The organism is Desulfogranum marinum (genome assembly GCF_016918565.1).
Taxonomy (GTDB): Bacteria; Desulfobacterota; Desulfobulbia; order Desulfobulbales; family Desulfobulbaceae; genus Desulfogranum; species Desulfogranum marinum.
In genome coordinates this window covers 307,044-322,365 of the sequence record NZ_JAFFQD010000001.1, presented here as the reverse complement: position 1 = coordinate 322,365, position 15,322 = coordinate 307,044, and the positions used below count along the sequence as shown (strand labels likewise).

15 protein-coding genes are annotated in these 15,322 nt (G+C 46.5%); 9 read left to right on the top strand and 6 right to left on the bottom strand.

The window, feature by feature from the left end; genetic code table 11:
* Positions 1–22: 22 nt before the first annotated feature.
* From nifD to JWH17_RS01360, 9 genes are all read left to right on the top strand, one after another.
* Positions 23–1,660, top strand: a complete 1,638-nt coding sequence (gene nifD, locus JWH17_RS01400; RefSeq protein ID WP_205220762.1) for a nitrogenase molybdenum-iron protein alpha chain — start codon at positions 23–25, stop codon at positions 1,658–1,660.
* A 25-nt stretch (positions 1,661–1,685) separates the two neighbouring features.
* Positions 1,686–3,059 carry a nitrogenase molybdenum-iron protein subunit beta gene (nifK, locus tag JWH17_RS01395; protein ID WP_205220761.1) on the top strand — a complete coding sequence of 458 codons (1,374 nt, stop codon included), beginning with the start codon at positions 1,686–1,688 and terminating at the stop codon, positions 3,057–3,059.
* A 71-nt stretch (positions 3,060–3,130) separates the two neighbouring features.
* Positions 3,131–4,300: a NifB/NifX family molybdenum-iron cluster-binding protein gene (locus JWH17_RS01390; RefSeq protein WP_205220760.1), complete on the top strand. Its 1,170-nt coding sequence runs from the start codon at positions 3,131–3,133 to the stop codon at positions 4,298–4,300.
* Between the two features lie 78 nt (positions 4,301–4,378).
* Positions 4,379–4,681, top strand: coding sequence for a (2Fe-2S) ferredoxin domain-containing protein (locus tag JWH17_RS01385; RefSeq protein ID WP_205220759.1), 303 nt, complete (start codon positions 4,379–4,381; stop codon positions 4,679–4,681).
* A gap of 6 nt (positions 4,682–4,687) precedes the next feature.
* Positions 4,688–5,167, top strand: coding sequence for a GNAT family N-acetyltransferase (locus tag JWH17_RS01380; RefSeq protein ID WP_232370809.1), 480 nt, complete (start codon positions 4,688–4,690; stop codon positions 5,165–5,167).
* Positions 5,148–5,576, top strand: coding sequence for a protein-tyrosine phosphatase family protein (locus tag JWH17_RS01375; protein ID WP_205220757.1), 429 nt, complete (start codon positions 5,148–5,150; stop codon positions 5,574–5,576). Before JWH17_RS01380 ends, JWH17_RS01375 begins: the two co-directional genes overlap by 20 nt.
* Before the next feature lie 48 nt (positions 5,577–5,624).
* On the top strand, positions 5,625–5,873 hold the full coding sequence (locus JWH17_RS01370; protein WP_205220756.1) for a hypothetical protein: 249 nt from the start codon (positions 5,625–5,627) through the stop codon (positions 5,871–5,873).
* Positions 5,874–5,898: 25 nt separating this feature from the next.
* The gene (locus JWH17_RS01365) at positions 5,899–6,219 is read left to right on the top strand and encodes a hypothetical protein (RefSeq protein ID WP_205220755.1); all 321 of its coding nucleotides are present in this window, start codon (positions 5,899–5,901) and stop codon (positions 6,217–6,219) included.
* Between the two features lie 39 nt (positions 6,220–6,258).
* Positions 6,259–6,480, top strand: a complete 222-nt coding sequence (locus JWH17_RS01360) for a Nif11-like leader peptide family natural product precursor (protein WP_205220754.1) — start codon at positions 6,259–6,261, stop codon at positions 6,478–6,480.
* Between the two features lie 257 nt (positions 6,481–6,737).
* Here JWH17_RS01360 and JWH17_RS01355 read toward each other — a convergent pair whose 3' ends face one another.
* From JWH17_RS01355 to JWH17_RS01330, 6 genes are all read right to left on the bottom strand, one after another.
* Positions 6,738–9,041: a DNA topoisomerase 3 gene (locus tag JWH17_RS01355; RefSeq protein ID WP_205220753.1), complete on the bottom strand. Its 2,304-nt coding sequence runs from the start codon at positions 9,039–9,041 to the stop codon at positions 6,738–6,740.
* A 419-nt stretch (positions 9,042–9,460) separates the two neighbouring features.
* Positions 9,461–10,072, bottom strand: coding sequence for a hypothetical protein (locus JWH17_RS01350; RefSeq protein WP_205220752.1), 612 nt, complete (start codon positions 10,070–10,072; stop codon positions 9,461–9,463).
* Between the two features lie 171 nt (positions 10,073–10,243).
* The gene (locus tag JWH17_RS01345; RefSeq protein ID WP_205220751.1) at positions 10,244–12,202 is read right to left on the bottom strand and encodes a PAS domain S-box protein; all 1,959 of its coding nucleotides are present in this window, start codon (positions 12,200–12,202) and stop codon (positions 10,244–10,246) included.
* Positions 12,199–12,654 (bottom strand): response regulator, encoded by a 456-nt coding sequence (locus JWH17_RS01340; protein ID WP_205220750.1) that lies wholly within the window; start codon positions 12,652–12,654, stop codon positions 12,199–12,201. The genes JWH17_RS01345 and JWH17_RS01340 overlap by 4 nt, the downstream gene beginning before the upstream one ends.
* Positions 12,654–14,201 carry a PAS domain-containing sensor histidine kinase gene (locus JWH17_RS01335; protein WP_205220749.1) on the bottom strand — a complete coding sequence of 516 codons (1,548 nt, stop codon included), beginning with the start codon at positions 14,199–14,201 and terminating at the stop codon, positions 12,654–12,656. Before JWH17_RS01335 ends, JWH17_RS01340 begins: the two co-directional genes overlap by 1 nt.
* A gap of 471 nt (positions 14,202–14,672) precedes the next feature.
* On the bottom strand, positions 14,673–15,209 hold the full coding sequence (locus JWH17_RS01330) for a DUF3750 domain-containing protein (RefSeq protein WP_205220748.1): 537 nt from the start codon (positions 15,207–15,209) through the stop codon (positions 14,673–14,675).
* Positions 15,210–15,322 lie beyond the last annotated feature (113 nt).

The following is a 15,322-nucleotide window of genomic DNA, read 5'->3' as shown; positions in this document are numbered from 1 at the left end:
TTTCCTTTAAGGAGCAGAGGTTATGGGAAGAACAGAAAAAATGGTGCAGTGGGAGCCAAATGATATCAAGGGGAAACTCCTTGAAAAGTATCCGCCTAAGGTCGCCCGAAAACGTGCCAAGCAGATAATGATTAACGAGGCGCTTGAAAATACTACGCCGGAAATTACAGCAAACGTACGAACAATTCCAGGTATTATCACCATGCGCGGTTGTACCTACGCCGGTTGTAAAGGCGTTATCATGGGGCCGACCAGTGATATTATTAACCTGGTGCATGGCCCGGTGGGTTGCAGCTTTTATGCCTGGCTCACTCGACGCAATCAGCATGATGCCGGTGAAAAAGGAGAAGATAATTATATACCGTATTCTTTTACCACTGATATGCAGGATTCAGACATCATCTTTGGTGGTGAGAAAAAACTTGAGGCGGCTATTCAGGAAGCATACGACACCTTTCACCCTAAAGGGATTGCAGTTTTTGCAACCTGCCCAGTGGGGTTGATCGGTGATGATATCCATGCTGTTGCCAAGAAGATGAAAGAGAAGTTTGGTGACTGTAATGTTTTTGCCTTCAGTTGTGAAGGGTATAAGGGGGTATCCCAGTCGGCTGGTCACCATATCGCCAACAACCAGGTGTTTACCCATCTTGTTGGGACTAGTGAGAACGAAAAAACTGATAAATACAAGATTAACCTCCTTGGTGAATATAATATCGGTGGTGACGGTTTTGAGATCGACCGTGTCCTGAAGAAGTGCGGCATCACTAATATTGCCACATTTTCCGGTAATTCCACCTACGACCAATTTGCCTCGGCAAACCAGGCAGACCTCAGTTGCGTCATGTGTCATCGCTCCATTAACTATGTTGCGGACATGCTTGAGACAAAATACGGTATCCCGTGGATTAAAATCAATTTTATCGGGGCAAAGGCAACTGCAAAATCACTACGGAAAATCGCCCAGTATTTTGGCGATCAGGAGCTTATCGATAAGGTAGAGGAAGTAATTGCAGAAGAAATGCCGGCTGTAAAAGCCGCACAGGAATCAGTCCTTCCTCGAACAGAAGGCAAAACAGCGATGATTTTCGTCGGCGGCTCGCGTGCGCATCATTATCAGGAATTATTTGAAGAAATGGGCATGAAGACCCTTTCTGCAGGCTATGAGTTCGGACACCGGGATGATTATGAAGGTCGCCATGTAATTCCTAATCTTAAAGTTGATGCCGACAGCCGCAATATTGAAGAAATTGAGGTCGAGGCTGATCCTGAATTGTACAATCCTCGGAAGACAGCTGCAGAAATTGAGGCGTTGGAAAAGGCTGGATTGAAGTTTAAAGAGTATGAGGGCTTGAACCCAGCGATGGACGAGGGCACTCTGGTCATTGATGATTTGAATCAGTATGAAGCCGAAAAATTGGTTGAGTTGCTGAAGCCGGATCTCTTTTGTGCAGGAATTAAAGAGAAATATTCCATCCAGAAGTTGGGCGTGCCCATGAAGCAGTTGCACAGTTATGACTCGGGCGGTCCGTATGCGGGGTTTGTGGGAGCTGTTAATTTTTATAACGAGATAGACCGGCTGGTCAGCAGTAAAATCTGGAGCTACATGAAGGCTCCCTGGCAGAAAAATCCGGAACTTTCCGCAACATATGTGTGGGAATAACAAAGAATTTTAGGAAGGTACGATCATGTTACTACGACATACACCAAAAGAAATTGCTGATCGCAAAGCCTTGATGATCAATCCGGCCAAGACCTGTCAGCCTATTGGTGCCATGTATGCATCACTTGGCATAAAAGGGTGTCTGCCGCACAGTCACGGTTCACAGGGATGCTGTGCCTATCATCGAAGTACTTTGACCAGGCACTACAAAGAGCCCATCTCGGCTGCCACCAGTTCCTTTACCGAGGGAGCATCGGTGTTCGGCGGACAGGCAAACCTGATCCAGGCTATTAATAATATTTTTACCGTATATGAGCCTGAAGTAATAGCGGTTCATACAACCTGTTTGTCCGAAACAATCGGCGATGATTTACCGCAGATTTTTCACAAGGCGAACAAGGAAAAAAAGATACCTGAAGGAAAGACAGTCTTCGGAGCGCCCACTCCAAGCTATGTGGGATCGCATGTGACCGGTTTCTCCAACATGGTCAAGGCCATGGCTGCGCTTGCCGAACCGCAGGAAAAAAAGAACGGCAAAATAAATATAATTCCAGGCTGGGTTGAGCCTTCTGATATGGCTGAGCTTAAAAGGCTCGCGGATCTTATTGGAATTGATATCACCATGTTTCCAGATACCTCCGGCGTTCTTAATGGGGCTCTGACTGGTGAATATTCGATGTTTCCCGATGCTGGTACGCCTATAGAGGACATTAAAGCGAGCGGCGGGGCTATTGGGACACTGGCCCTTGGTGAATGGTGTTCTGCTGACGGCGCCAGGCTGCTTGATACGAAATGCAAGGTGCCTTGTTCGGTTCTTGATATGCCTTTTGGTTTGAACGCAACCGATAGATTTATTGATGCCCTTCGCACCTTGGCTGGAACAACCGTACCAGATGAAGTGGCGTCTGAACGTGGACGCCTGGTTGATTTTATTTCTGATATGCACCAATGGCTTTACGGCAAAAAAGTAGCCTTGGTTGGTGACCCTGATCAATTGATTGCCATGACTGAATTTCTTGTCTCCATTGATATGTGTCCGGTCCACGTTGTGACTGGAACACCAGGGAAGAAGTTTGAAAAAAGGATTAAAGAACTGACCGCAGGCATGGATTGTGAGGTGAACGTCAAGGCCAAGGGAGATATGTTCCTGCTCCACCAGTGGATCAAAAATGATCCGGTTGATCTCATCATCGGCAACACCTATTGCAAGTATATAGCCCGTGATGAAGACTTACCGTTTGTTCGCTGGGGATTCCCGATTTTGGATCGTCAGGGGCATCAGCATTTCCCGACAGTTGGGTATATGGGCGGCCTGCGTCTGCTGGAAAAAATTACAGATGCGTTGCTGGATAGAAAAGATCGTGATGATACTCCAAGCAAGTTTGAACTTGTATTGTAATGCACACCCGGTGCAGCGGCGATCGGCAATGATCGCTGCTGCATGTATATCTGCCTGAGGACCAAGAGAGCATGAGCGTCTTATCGATGACAGCCTATAAAAATAATCAGACCCATGAAAAGTCGTATTTCGGCAATATGGTTATAAATCTGCCGGTTGCTCCAGTGGAAGTCTCCAGGACAAAATTTGCTTCTTCAGGTCAGGTGAGATCCAATTGTATGCTGCCTCATGAATCTCTTGCTTGGGTTGCTGAACAGGCCGACAGCTTTGAAGGGAAAGGGTTTATAATATCCATAGCCGGTCCCGGAGATCCTCTTGCAACACCCAAAGAGACACTCGAGACCATAGGAATTATACGGCAGAAATATCCAGAGGCGCGTTTTGCCCTTCGGACTCTAGGTATGGGGGGAGAGACGTATGCTCAGACGTTGGCGGAAGCTGGTGTAGAGTATGTTGAACTCGTAATGGATGCCGTAACTGTCGATACGCTTGAAAAAATTTATATGTGGATCCGGCCGGCGCGCAAGACACTCCCTATGGCAAAGGCTGCGCCCATAGTTTTTGAAGAGCAGCGTCGTGCGGCAGCAGCGTTCAAGCAGCATAATATGACCGTTTGCGGGAGTATCACCCTGTATCCGGAGTGCAATCTTGATCAGGTTATTCCTGTCTGCGAGGTGCTCAAAGAGCTTGGTGCCGATGCTGTAGCTGTACATTCTGCAAAAGAAGAATCTGATGATGCGGGGGTTGTGAGTTCGATTGGTGATGAAACAATAGCGAGTCTGGTGCTTCATGCTGCTGAGTTGTTACCGGTTATCAACTCTCTGCTTGTATATCAGCCCGAAGATGGCGTTGGAAATGGGCTGCCATCCTACGGAAATGATTATCCTTCAGCAACAAAAGAGCGCCCTAATGTTGCTGTGGCAAGTTCTAATGGCATGGATGTGGATCTTCACCTGGGACATGCCACCAGAATTCTTATTTACGGGCCGCGGGGAACCGATGCTCTTCCCTGTCTCCTGGAAACAAGAGAAGCACCGGAACCAGGGGGAGGGAAAGGGCGATGGCAATCTTTGTCAAATGTTTTGGGAGATTGTTTCGTCCTCCTTGCAGCCAGTGCTGGTGAAAGTCCTCGGAAAATTTTAGGCGAAAACGGGCTAAGGGTAATGATGGTTGAAGATGCCATAGAAGGATGCGTGGATGTGCTCTACGGTGGTGGTAAAAAAGGCAAGTGTAAAAAGTGAAGACATTCGAGACCGATGCATCGGCAATGAACGTATCTGTCTCTGACAATAAAGAATTTAGAAACAGGAGGCGTAGCAATGGCTGTACCTGAAAAGCAGATTCTTGTCTGCCAAAGTTTTCGATTAAAAGGCGACCCCAAAGGCATTTGTCATAAACAGACAGACGGTTTCCTTCAATATATAGAGGAAGAAATTCTTGACCGTGGGCTTGATATGCAGGTTATTGCAACAGGCTGCCTGAAACAATGTGAATCCGGACCGATAATGGTTGTTCAGCCAGACAACTGGTGGTTTAAGGGCGTTAACAGCGAGGAAATCATTGATGAAATATTGGACGGTGTTGAAGATGGCGAGCCGCCGGCCGAATATCTCATTGGTTGAATGCCCATGAAGACTGTTACCTTTCGCCAGGCAGTGAGGAGTGATATTTCCTCACTGCTCCAGCTCCTTCATCAACTGTTTACGATTGAGGAAGATTTTACCTTTGACCCTGATCGTCAGAAAATGGGGCTTGAGCTACTGATGGACTCGCCTGAAGCCGCAATTATTGTCGCAGAGAAAGATGCTGAGGTAATCGGTATGGTAACGGGGCAGAAGGTTATTTCCACTGCCGAAGGCGGACCGGCCTTGCTTATTGAAGATGTTGTCGTTGCCGGCCCATGGCAAAGAATAGGTATTGGTAGCGCCCTTATCCGAGAAATAGGTTTTTGGGGTAAGCAACAGGGTGCTTCCAGAATGCAGTTGCTTGCCGATCGTAACAATGAACCGGCTCTCTGTTTTTATAGGGAGAATTATTGGAAGAAGACAGCACTTATCTGTCTTCGTAAAGAGTATACGGCGGATACCCATGAATATAATACAGATTGATTCTGCAGAAAATATAATATCCATTGATAATTGGCAGGAATACCGGCGGGACGGTGAACAATTCTTGAGGACTGCAAGTGCCGCTCACGAGCAGCAGAAAAAGGCATTTTCGCCGGATACCATCTATAATCTGACCTGCATGGGTATTGAAAAGATAGTCATGGCCTTTTTAATGCATCGGGGCGACCTTGCTGAAAACCATACAATGGGAGACTTACTTCGAGCCATTGAGCAACATCTGGGGCCAAATCCCGGGTTTGCGCAAAAAATGCAGTTTTTGGATTCTTTTCAAGAGATTTGCGATCTTGATACGTACAATGTGCAGACGCCAACGGCCACGGACATTGAGACTATTCTTGCCATTGGAGAAGAAGTGCGGGAGATGCTTACTCCATATCTGACGAATTGAAGAACATCAGACGTCTAAAACCATAAATAGAGATAAAGGATAGAGTGGATGAAAAAAGAAATAATGGAAAAAATATTTGAATACGCATCTATGCCGGTACATGGAACACTTTCCAGAAAACTGCGTAAAGGCGTAAAAATGCAGGTAAACGAGGGGCGTGTCTATGCGGATGCGGTGATGTTTCTCGGCGACGATTTTATCCGGATAACAGAAACCCTTCCCGGGGAAACGGTCAATACATATTACAGTTGGGACAGTGTTGCATCTGTTCGAACCCTTGGTGAAAAAACTGAATAACAAACATCCAAGCTGGAGAGAGAAAGTGACCACCCGGGAAACTATACCCTATCGTCCGCTCGGTTTGATTGTAACAATGTTGGAGAATATTGGTTTTCAGGTAAGTCATTGGCATGAGGACCTTGTTTTTATTGAACATAATGCCTTCCTCCTTCAAATGGGCGAAAAAGGAGAGGAGATCGGTGTATGGTTCAATGTTGATTGCGAGTCTGAAAAAAAAGATCAAATAATGGACGCCTTTAAAGGCCAGGAACCTCTTTTTAATTTTCAGATAGATAAAAGCGGAGCGTATAAACTGGTTGCCAACCAGGAGGATGAAACGCTTCAGATTGAATTTATAACATAGTAGAATGCCCTTGGCATAGAGAGATAAAGGAGTGAAATAATGTCAAAGAAAAATGTTGAAGAATTACTCATCGCAGGCGGCGAAAATGAGGACATTCGGAAAAAATACGATGCGATTAAAACAATGGACGAATTCATTACTATAGCCGGCGAAGACGGTTACGAATTCAGCCAGGCTGAGCTTGAAGACGTACTGCGTGAATCAGGTGATTCTTTTGAGTCTTTTGGTAATCCGGCAAAGCGGATGATTTGGTGGTTTTAAAAAGATTCTGTTTGTATTGTGACGGGAAAGCGAAACATTCTTTGATGGCTTTTACAGGTTCACTCGTAGCAGTATTCAGGAAGATCAGCCCATTTCGCCTTTTTTTGAAATGGGCTGATAGCAAATATTCGTACAGATAAACTCACCCCAATCAGCGATCCCAACCGTAGATTCCCGTAGCGTCGTCCACAATACCATTTCGTATGCACACGTTCAGATCATGGCTCAAGACACCGGGCTATACCTTGGCAACTTGTTTACCGTTTAAATTCGATTTCCTTGCCAGGTTTGCCGTTATCATCCTGGAGAAGCTTGTGCTGCGGGTTAGGACATTTCCAGTAAAAAAAAGAGGCATTTTTTGCAGATTGGATGCGTCGTATCTGTTCTTTACAGTTTTCATGGGGGCAGGGTGCTTTCGGGGCATCCGGATCGATCATAAGTTTACCCGGTTTGCCGTTATTGTCGAGCAGGAGCGGACATCCCTTTTCTTTGCCTGTTGAACACGCCCAAAAATAATATCCCGGTCTGTTGTTACTTTCCAATCGCATCAAAAAACCTTCCTTGCAGGCCGGGCAGAGAGGGCCGGAGGTGGGGCGTTCTGCAAATGCGGCTCCTGGGGCGCCATTATTGTCGGACCTGGGGGGACAGTTTATTTCCCTGCCGTTGGAACATATCCAGAAGAATTTCCCTTTGGCTTTTTTGGACTCCATCCGAATCAGGTAGCCATCACAAAGAGGGCAGGCGTATCGTTTGCCGGTGATGATCTCAGAGAATTGCGTAGCTAAGGCATATTGAACCATTTTAGCCATACGTCGTGTGAGTTCCTCCAGGAAATCATCTTTGCCAAGGTTGCCTTCGCACACTCTATCCAGGGCATCCTCCCAAATTGCGGTCATGCCTGGAGATTTGAGGGTAGGGTGCATTTTGTCGATTATCTCACGCCCCCGCTCGGTGGAAATCAGAGATTTCCCTTTTTTGTCGAGATACTCTCGCTTTTGCAATTCTGCGATAATGTTTGTTCTGGTTGCGGGTGTGCCGATTCCGGAATTCTCTTTGAGGCGGGCTTTGATGACCGGATCATCAACATATTTATGAACTTCAGTCATTGCAACCTGGAGGGATGCTTCCGTAAATCGTGATGGTGGTTTCGTCGTTTTCTGTTCTTTTTCGATCTTCTCTATGGCTGCAGGATCTCCTTTTTTTACCGCTGGGAGGGGGCGGTCTTTTGTCTGTTGGTCGTTGAGTGTCATCCAGCCGGGATCTTTTACCGTAATTCCTTTTGCTCGCCAATGTTCATCAAGGCAATCAACTAAAATGTTGGTTGAGTAGTATTGGTAGTCTGGGAAAAACTGCTTCAAAAACCGGTTTGTAACCAGCGTGTAGATGTTGTGTTCTTCCTCGGTTAAATCTCTGGGAATAACTTCAGTCGGAATAATGCCGTGATGAGCTTCCGCACCCTGTTTTTTGGTGTTCCAGGCAGGGGATAACAGTGAAGGATCCGCTTTGTCGGCCCCTGTAAGACCTTGCTTGGCCAGTGCTGCGATAACCCGCGGTGCATCCTCATGCATTTCATTCGGCAGGTATCTGCACTCGGTTCGCATGTAGGTGAGACACTTCTTTTTTTCATAGAGGCCCTGACCAATCTCCAGGGTTCGCTTTGGGGCATACCCGAATTTATCCTCTGCTTTTTTTTGCAGATCAGACAGCATAAAGGGAAGCGGAGGACTTTTTTTCTTCAGTGTCTGTTTCCGATCTTTAATGACCCCGGTGCTACCTGTCAGTCGTTCCACCAGATCGTTTGCTGTTTGCTCCTCGACGAGCCGGCCTTCAGGGTCAACACCCTTTGCCAGCTCTCCAGGTTCCCACGTGGCAATAAAGTTGCCGTTGTGGTGGCTAACCGTGGCTTTGAGTTGCCAATACGGTTTTTTGATAAAATTTTCCACTTCCCGGTCCCGATCAACAACCAAAGAAAGGGTCGGCGTCTGGACTCTTCCAGCTGAGAGAACCGTGCCTCTGGTGCCGGCGGCAAGGGTGAGTCCCCGGGTAACATTTAACCCCACAAGCCAGTCTGCATTGGCCCTGCAGATAGCGGCATTTTTAATATTTAAAAATTCCTGGTTATCACGTAATTTTTGAAATCCTTTTGCAATGGTTCGTTCATCGAGAGCCGATATCCACAGTCTCTTTGCCGGACCGGTGTATTCAAGATAATCGAGGACCTCATCGACTATGAGTTGTCCCTCTCTTTCCGGGTCACCGGCATTGATGACGCCGGTTGCGTTTTTGAGCAGGTTTCGGATAATGGTTAACTGTTTTTGGGTTCTCGCAATGGGTTCTTTTATCCATTTCTCTGGGATTATGGGTAAATCTTCTGCTCGCCATTGCTTATATTTCTCGTCGTAAATATGCGGCTGTGCCTGTTCAAGGATATGGCCTACGCACCAGGTGCAGACAAAATCTTGCTTACAGGTGATAAAGCCGTCGCCTTGGCGGGCAATACCAAGATATTTGGCAAGGTCCCTGGCAACGGATGGTTTTTCAGCAATTAAGAGTGTGGTCATGAATAAAGCGAGTAACAAAGAATATTCTTGAAAAAAATAGAGAGGGGACTCTCCCCTATGGGCAAAGGTTTGATAAAGGCCCTAAAAGGTGCTGCTGCTATCGGCTCTCTGATTTTAAGAAAATGGTGGAATTGATTAAAGCAGCCTCAGGAAAATGTCCACTTTAATTTGACCATATTAGTAAGTAGGGTAGATAAGCGCAGCGCATCCACCAATGTCGGACAATGGATTCAGCGTGGATGCGCTACGCTTATCCACCCTACACGGTTACAGGATCCCCAGGCAACTACGTTAATAAGGTCGGTGGGTTAGAGCTTGAGCATTTTGTTTATCAATGGCCCCCGGTGAACGGATAGGAATGTATTACTCTCAGGGCCATTCTGTTGCTGAGATGAATCAGTTTATATGAAGAGTAGCTTTTAGCTGTCCATTTCCATTTTCAACCTGCAATAGGCTTCGCTGGGAAAATCAGCATTAATCCACTTTGTTTTGTATTGCTCAACGCCTGGTTCCCGGTCAATGTTGTTTAAAATCTGTAGAACCTGAAGGCTATAGGCATCTACAGTGGTAGACCCCTCGAAAACGACCGTGTACCCATTAGGTGGGTTTTGATCCACATCTTCCCCTTTTGCAAACCATCTCATTTCAAAAGTAAGCTCCCCTTCCTGTTCACGCTTGAAAACCAGTTGGTGCTCACCGCTATTCTCTATAAACACCACCGAGTTATTGTGAGCTCCTTTACGCAGCTGAAGAGCGGATTCGGTTAAATCAAGGAGAGGGTCGGTGAAAAATAATGCCCTGACCGGTATTTTCCTTTCGTTGAAAGTAAAGACAATCTCAGCCTCTCCCCGGCGAATGAATGTATAGTCTATTGTAAAAGGTTGTTGAGCGGGCTTTTCACATGCAACATCTTTCTCCGCTTGCCTGCCATCATTGAATGTCTGACTGGTGCAATAATCAGAGTCAGCGTCCATCCCTGTGTGACTGCTCCAGTCATCTTCTGCCCAATCTTTTTCCTGAATATTATGCATAACTCATTTTTAGTTGATTTTGTGACATACCATTCTACAGAGACTCATGCTACCATGTGCGCCAATCCAGCTTTTATCATACAGCTATGGATATTTCTACTGGCATCGATTAGCAAAGTAAATCGTAACTGTGAAGCTGCCACTTACACCTGCAAGCTATTTCACTTCCTCTCACTCCAATTTATTGCAAATGGAGAAGTAAAAGATACTCCCTCTTTCAGGAGCTGGTTGTACCCAGACACTCCCCCTGTGTTGTTCAGATAATTCCTTGACAATGGCCAGGCCCAGACCCGATCCTTCAATGTCCTTTCTTTCCTCTTTGCGTTGAAACAAGTCAAAAATTTTCTTGCTGTCTTCACTCTCTATACCTATGCCGTCATCTCTAACCGAGATAATGTGGTGGGAAGAAGATTGCTCAAATCCGATGGTAATTTGGCTCAAATCGTCTCCGCCGTATTTCAAGGCATTGTCTACCAGATTTCTTAGAACCCTCAAAAGTGCAAGTCGATCGGCTTTGATCTCAGGCAATCCATTTTCTGGAACAGTCCACCTGATGGAGCGGATGCTGAATCGGGCGGAGAACTCATCTTTGATTATTTGAAGGACACGCTCCAAATTGACACTCTCCACAAGAAGAGAGACTTCTTTGGTGGAGATATAGAGGTTGATCGTTTCAACCAAGGCCACAATCTGTTCAGAAGACTTCAGGATCTGCTCAATGTAGCTTTTTCCCTTCTCGCCTAGAGTTTCCTTGTACTGCTTATGCAGAAGTTTGGTCAGTCCGTGTACACTTATGGCCGGGCTTTTAAGGTCATGGGACACAGAATAGGCAAAGAGTTTGATTTTTTCAGAACTCTTTTTCAGTGTCTCTTCCATCAGCTTTTGTTCTGTAATATCTCGTCCGACCGATTGAAATTCTTTCGGACGGTTGTGAGCGTCAAAAATGAGGCGGTTGGTCCATTGCTGCCAGCGAATTGAACCATCGGGTTTCAGCACCTGAACTTCAATGGTTTCAACGGGATGGCGAGAGTGTAACGAGGCGAAGTGTTCCTTTACCTTTTTATGGTCCGCTTCGGCCAGAAAGGGAAAAAAGCTCGTGCCAATCAAATCCTCACCTTGCCGGTTGAAATAACGGCAAAAGGCCTCGTTCACAAAAGTAATGGTCTGGTCAGGCAGTGAGCGGAAGATGAGCTCTGTCTGATCCTCCACAATGGCTCGATAGCGGGCTTCACTTTCTTTTAAGGCTTGCTGCGCCTTTTTGTAATCCGTGATGTCTCTGAAAATGCCATGATATCCCAGGATGCTTCCATCCTGTGAATACTTGAGTGTCGAGGTGAGTACACAATCTATTTCCTGGCCGTTTTTTCTGACAAATCTCACGGCATAATCCCGCAAAACCCCTTCTCGTTCAATGTATGTCTGGTAAATTTTTCGATCACTTTTGTCAACATAGAGTTGAGAGACGTTTTTTGTCATCAATTCGCTGCGGGTATACCCGAACAGATCCAGCCCCGCCTGGTTGATATCGAGAAACTCTCCTGCGCGAGTGACGACGGCAATGGCATCTCTGGAGTCCTCAAACAGTTGGCGATATTTTTCCTCACTGAGCAAAATGGCTTCTTCCGCCTTGCGCCTTTCGGCAACTTCACAGCGTAATTCCTCGTTAGCTTTTTCAAGTTCCGAAGTGCGTTCCTGAACCCTGAGCTCTAGCTCGTCCCCGACCCTTCGAAGAGCTTCCTCAGTTCGCTTACGCTCAATAGCGTACCGTGTAGCTCGTGCCAACAGATGACGGCTCACATGGCCTTTGACCAAGTAGTCCTGGGCGCCATCCCTGACCGCTTTAATAGCAAGAGAATCATCATCGAATCCCGTCAGGATGATGATGGGGATTTCGGGAGTCTGGTCATGAACCCTTGTGAAGGTTTCAAACCCCTGGCTGTCGGGAAGAGACAGATCCAAAAGGATGATATCGATCTCCTCTCTGTCGAGAATTTCAAAACTATTGGCAAGCGATTCTGCAGAGCGCAAGTCAAAGGAACTGGGAACGCATTCCGAAAAGAGTTCTTTTATCAGGCGGATGTCACCTGGGTTGTCCTCGATCAAGAGGACTTTGATACATTGAGAGTTCATTCCTTAATGTCTCGTGGTAATTTCACAATCGAGAACCAGAAGTCTTCAATGGACTCCACTACGGAAATAAATTGGTCCAGGTCTACAGGTTTGGTGATGTAGCAGTTTGCATGAAGGCTGTAAGCTTTGAGGATGTCCTGTTCCGCTTTGGAGGTGGTGAGAACCACGACCGGAATGTTGCGTAAATTTTCGTCGGATTTGATTTCCGTAAGGACTTCACGGCCATCTTTTTTCGATAGGTTCAAATCAAGGAGGATGAGGTCCGGGCGTACGGCATCAACATATTTTCCTTCTTTGCGCAAAAAAGCCAAGGCTTCGACGCCATCTTCCACTACAGAGAGCGTATTCCTGACTTTGCCTTCCTTCAGCCCTTCAATCGTCAAACGGACATCGCCGGGATTGTCCTCGACCAGAAGGATTTCTACTGGTGAACCTTGTTTTTCATAAAGCATTATTGATTTCCTTGTGTAACGGGAATGGTGAAATAGAATGTGGTGCCTTTTTCCAGTGCTGATTCAGCCCAAATTTTTCCACCGTGATATTCAACGATTTTTTTGCAGATGGCCAAGCCTATGCCGGTGCCGGGATACACTCCCACTCCATGGAGGCGTTGGAAAATGGTAAAGATGCGGTCGGTGTATTGCGGATCAAACCCAATGCCGTTGTCGCGGAAAGCGAACAGCCACTCCTTTCCCTCCAGTTTCGCAGATATATGAATCTGAGGAGGCTCTTTGCCATGGAATTTGATGGCGTTGCCGATAAGGTTCTGGAACAGGAGTCCTATCAGGCCTCCACTGACAACCAGAGTAGGCAGTTTGCCATGTGTGATAGTGGCCTGGTTTTCTTCAATGGCTGTTCCCAGGTTTCCCAAAGCCCATTCAAGGATCTTTTGGCAATCCGTGGACTCCGCCTCTCCGTTGATTCTGCCAACGCGTGAATAAGCCAGTAAATCGTTGATCATCGTCTGCATCCGTTTGGAACCATCTACAGCATAGGCGATGAAATCATCAGCATCCTGATCCAGCTTGCCCTTGTAACGGCGAGCTAAAAGCTGCACATAGCTGGCGATCATGCGCAACGGTTCCTGCATGTCGTGGGAGGCTACGTAAGCAAATTGTTCCAATTCAGCGTTGGACCGTTCCAGTTCCTTGGCCTGTCGGGCCAGGGTTTCCTCTGCCTGTTTGCGGTTGGTGATATCGGTGATGATACCAAAGCTGCCTTTGAATGCTCCCTGGTCGTCGAAAATGGGTCTCGGAGACATGATCGTTACAATCTTTCGACCATCTTTTGCTGTCCAGGTGATCTCGTAAGGGGTATGGACGCCTTCTCGCCTTTTTATTCGTTGTTCCTTGAGTATAATTTGATTGTCCTCATCCAGGAAGTCGGTAGATGAGTGGCCACAAATTTCATCGCTGGAATACCCCCACATCTGGCAGAGTCTTTGGTTAACATAGGTAATACGGTCTTTTTCGTTTCGGATCAATACGCCCTCATTCATGGTTTCGACAAGCGTGCGATAGCGCTGTTCGCTTGCCTTGAGAGCTTTCTCAGCACGTTTGGTTTCCGAAATGTCTTCAAAAAGGCCTACGGCCCCCAGGAACTTACCCTCCTCGGATGTGAGACAGTTGTAAATGGCCCGCAGTTGCGTGCTCTTGTCGCCTGTGACAGAGCGATACTCTCCATCGTAAACACCCAGTTCTCCATCCAGTGCCGTCTGAACGGCCGAACGCATCGCCATATTTTGAGCCGAGGTGACCATGTTGAAGCCAAGAACCTTTTCCCTGGGTGCTCCCATAACTTCTAGAAAGTGGTCATTGCAGTCCAGGATGACACCCTCTTGGTCAAAATGGACAATTCCCAGCGGAGAATGATTGAAAATCATTCGGTATCGTTCTTCACTCTGCAGAAGGGCTTCCTCGGTGAGCAGCCACGAATGTTTTTCTTTTTCCAGTTGCTCAATCCTTTTTTCAAGTTCCTCGTAAGTCGGTTTTCGAGACATGCACAAGTTCCTTTCATGAGATAGTAAGAGGCTAATTTATGGAGACTAACGCCGGGAAAACACCATAAAGGCGGGCTCCATTAATTGAACAATTTGTAGCTTGTTGCAAGTGAAAATTGCAGATATTTCAGACATCTTTTGTCTTACATACCATTACAGGGAGTGATGTGGGAGGGATGTAATGGAGACTTTCTTAAGAGTGGAATAGTAATTCTTTGGACTCGGGAGACAGATCGGAGTCTTCGCTTACCTAAATTTCTCAGTCTCCCGGATTTAAAAGAGAAATAAAATCAGTCCGCTGTCTGTTTTGGTAGATAATTGGCTGAGTTTTCTACGTAATCAGATAAATTAATGAAAATGAAGAGTTGCTGGAACTACCTGATCAGTACTATTCTCAACAGTGGTGTTGCCAATCAAATCTGAGATTGCCAAGAAATTTATCTTTGCATTGGTCCTGTTTTTACCGAGTACTTATTTCAGATACCCGCTGCCTATGGCGGAGAAAGGCAGTCGTAACCCCAGCTCCGGTACCTGTTTGCCAATCCACGCGACAAAGGTGTTGCTGTTTGGCCCGGGGAAGGCCTTGTAGGTTGTTTTCCACGGGTAATCCTTAGCCGCCTGATCGATAGCATCGATTAATTTATCCGTCCCGTTACCTTGATGGTATTGAAGAACCTGTGGCTTTTCGCCATACCAGTAACGGTCCGGAATGTCCCGAGCCACTCGCATCACCGGTTTATTACGATAACTGCGCCAACCGACAACATCATAAACGGTGTAATAGTCTTCACCGGTTCTTTTGGCCGCTATCCACGTATGAATGGCAAACCAGCCACGCCATCCCCAGGCATCTGCACCATATACCAGCACTACGGCGTCTTGGGTACTTTTAGGGTCCGGCGCAATTCCGGCTGAGTCACGCCTGGCTGTCCTCCAGTCTTGATTCTGGCTGCAAGATGTTAGCACCAAAACGGCCAGGATAATTGTCGGTAAAAGTTTCAGAGTCATTTGAGATGTCAGTAAGTTGTGTTAGATGTAATTTGCCCGACAGATGCCTGTTTCTAGATATTTTTTAGATCAAATTTAGATAATAAATACTATGAATGGTAAAGCAAATTAAT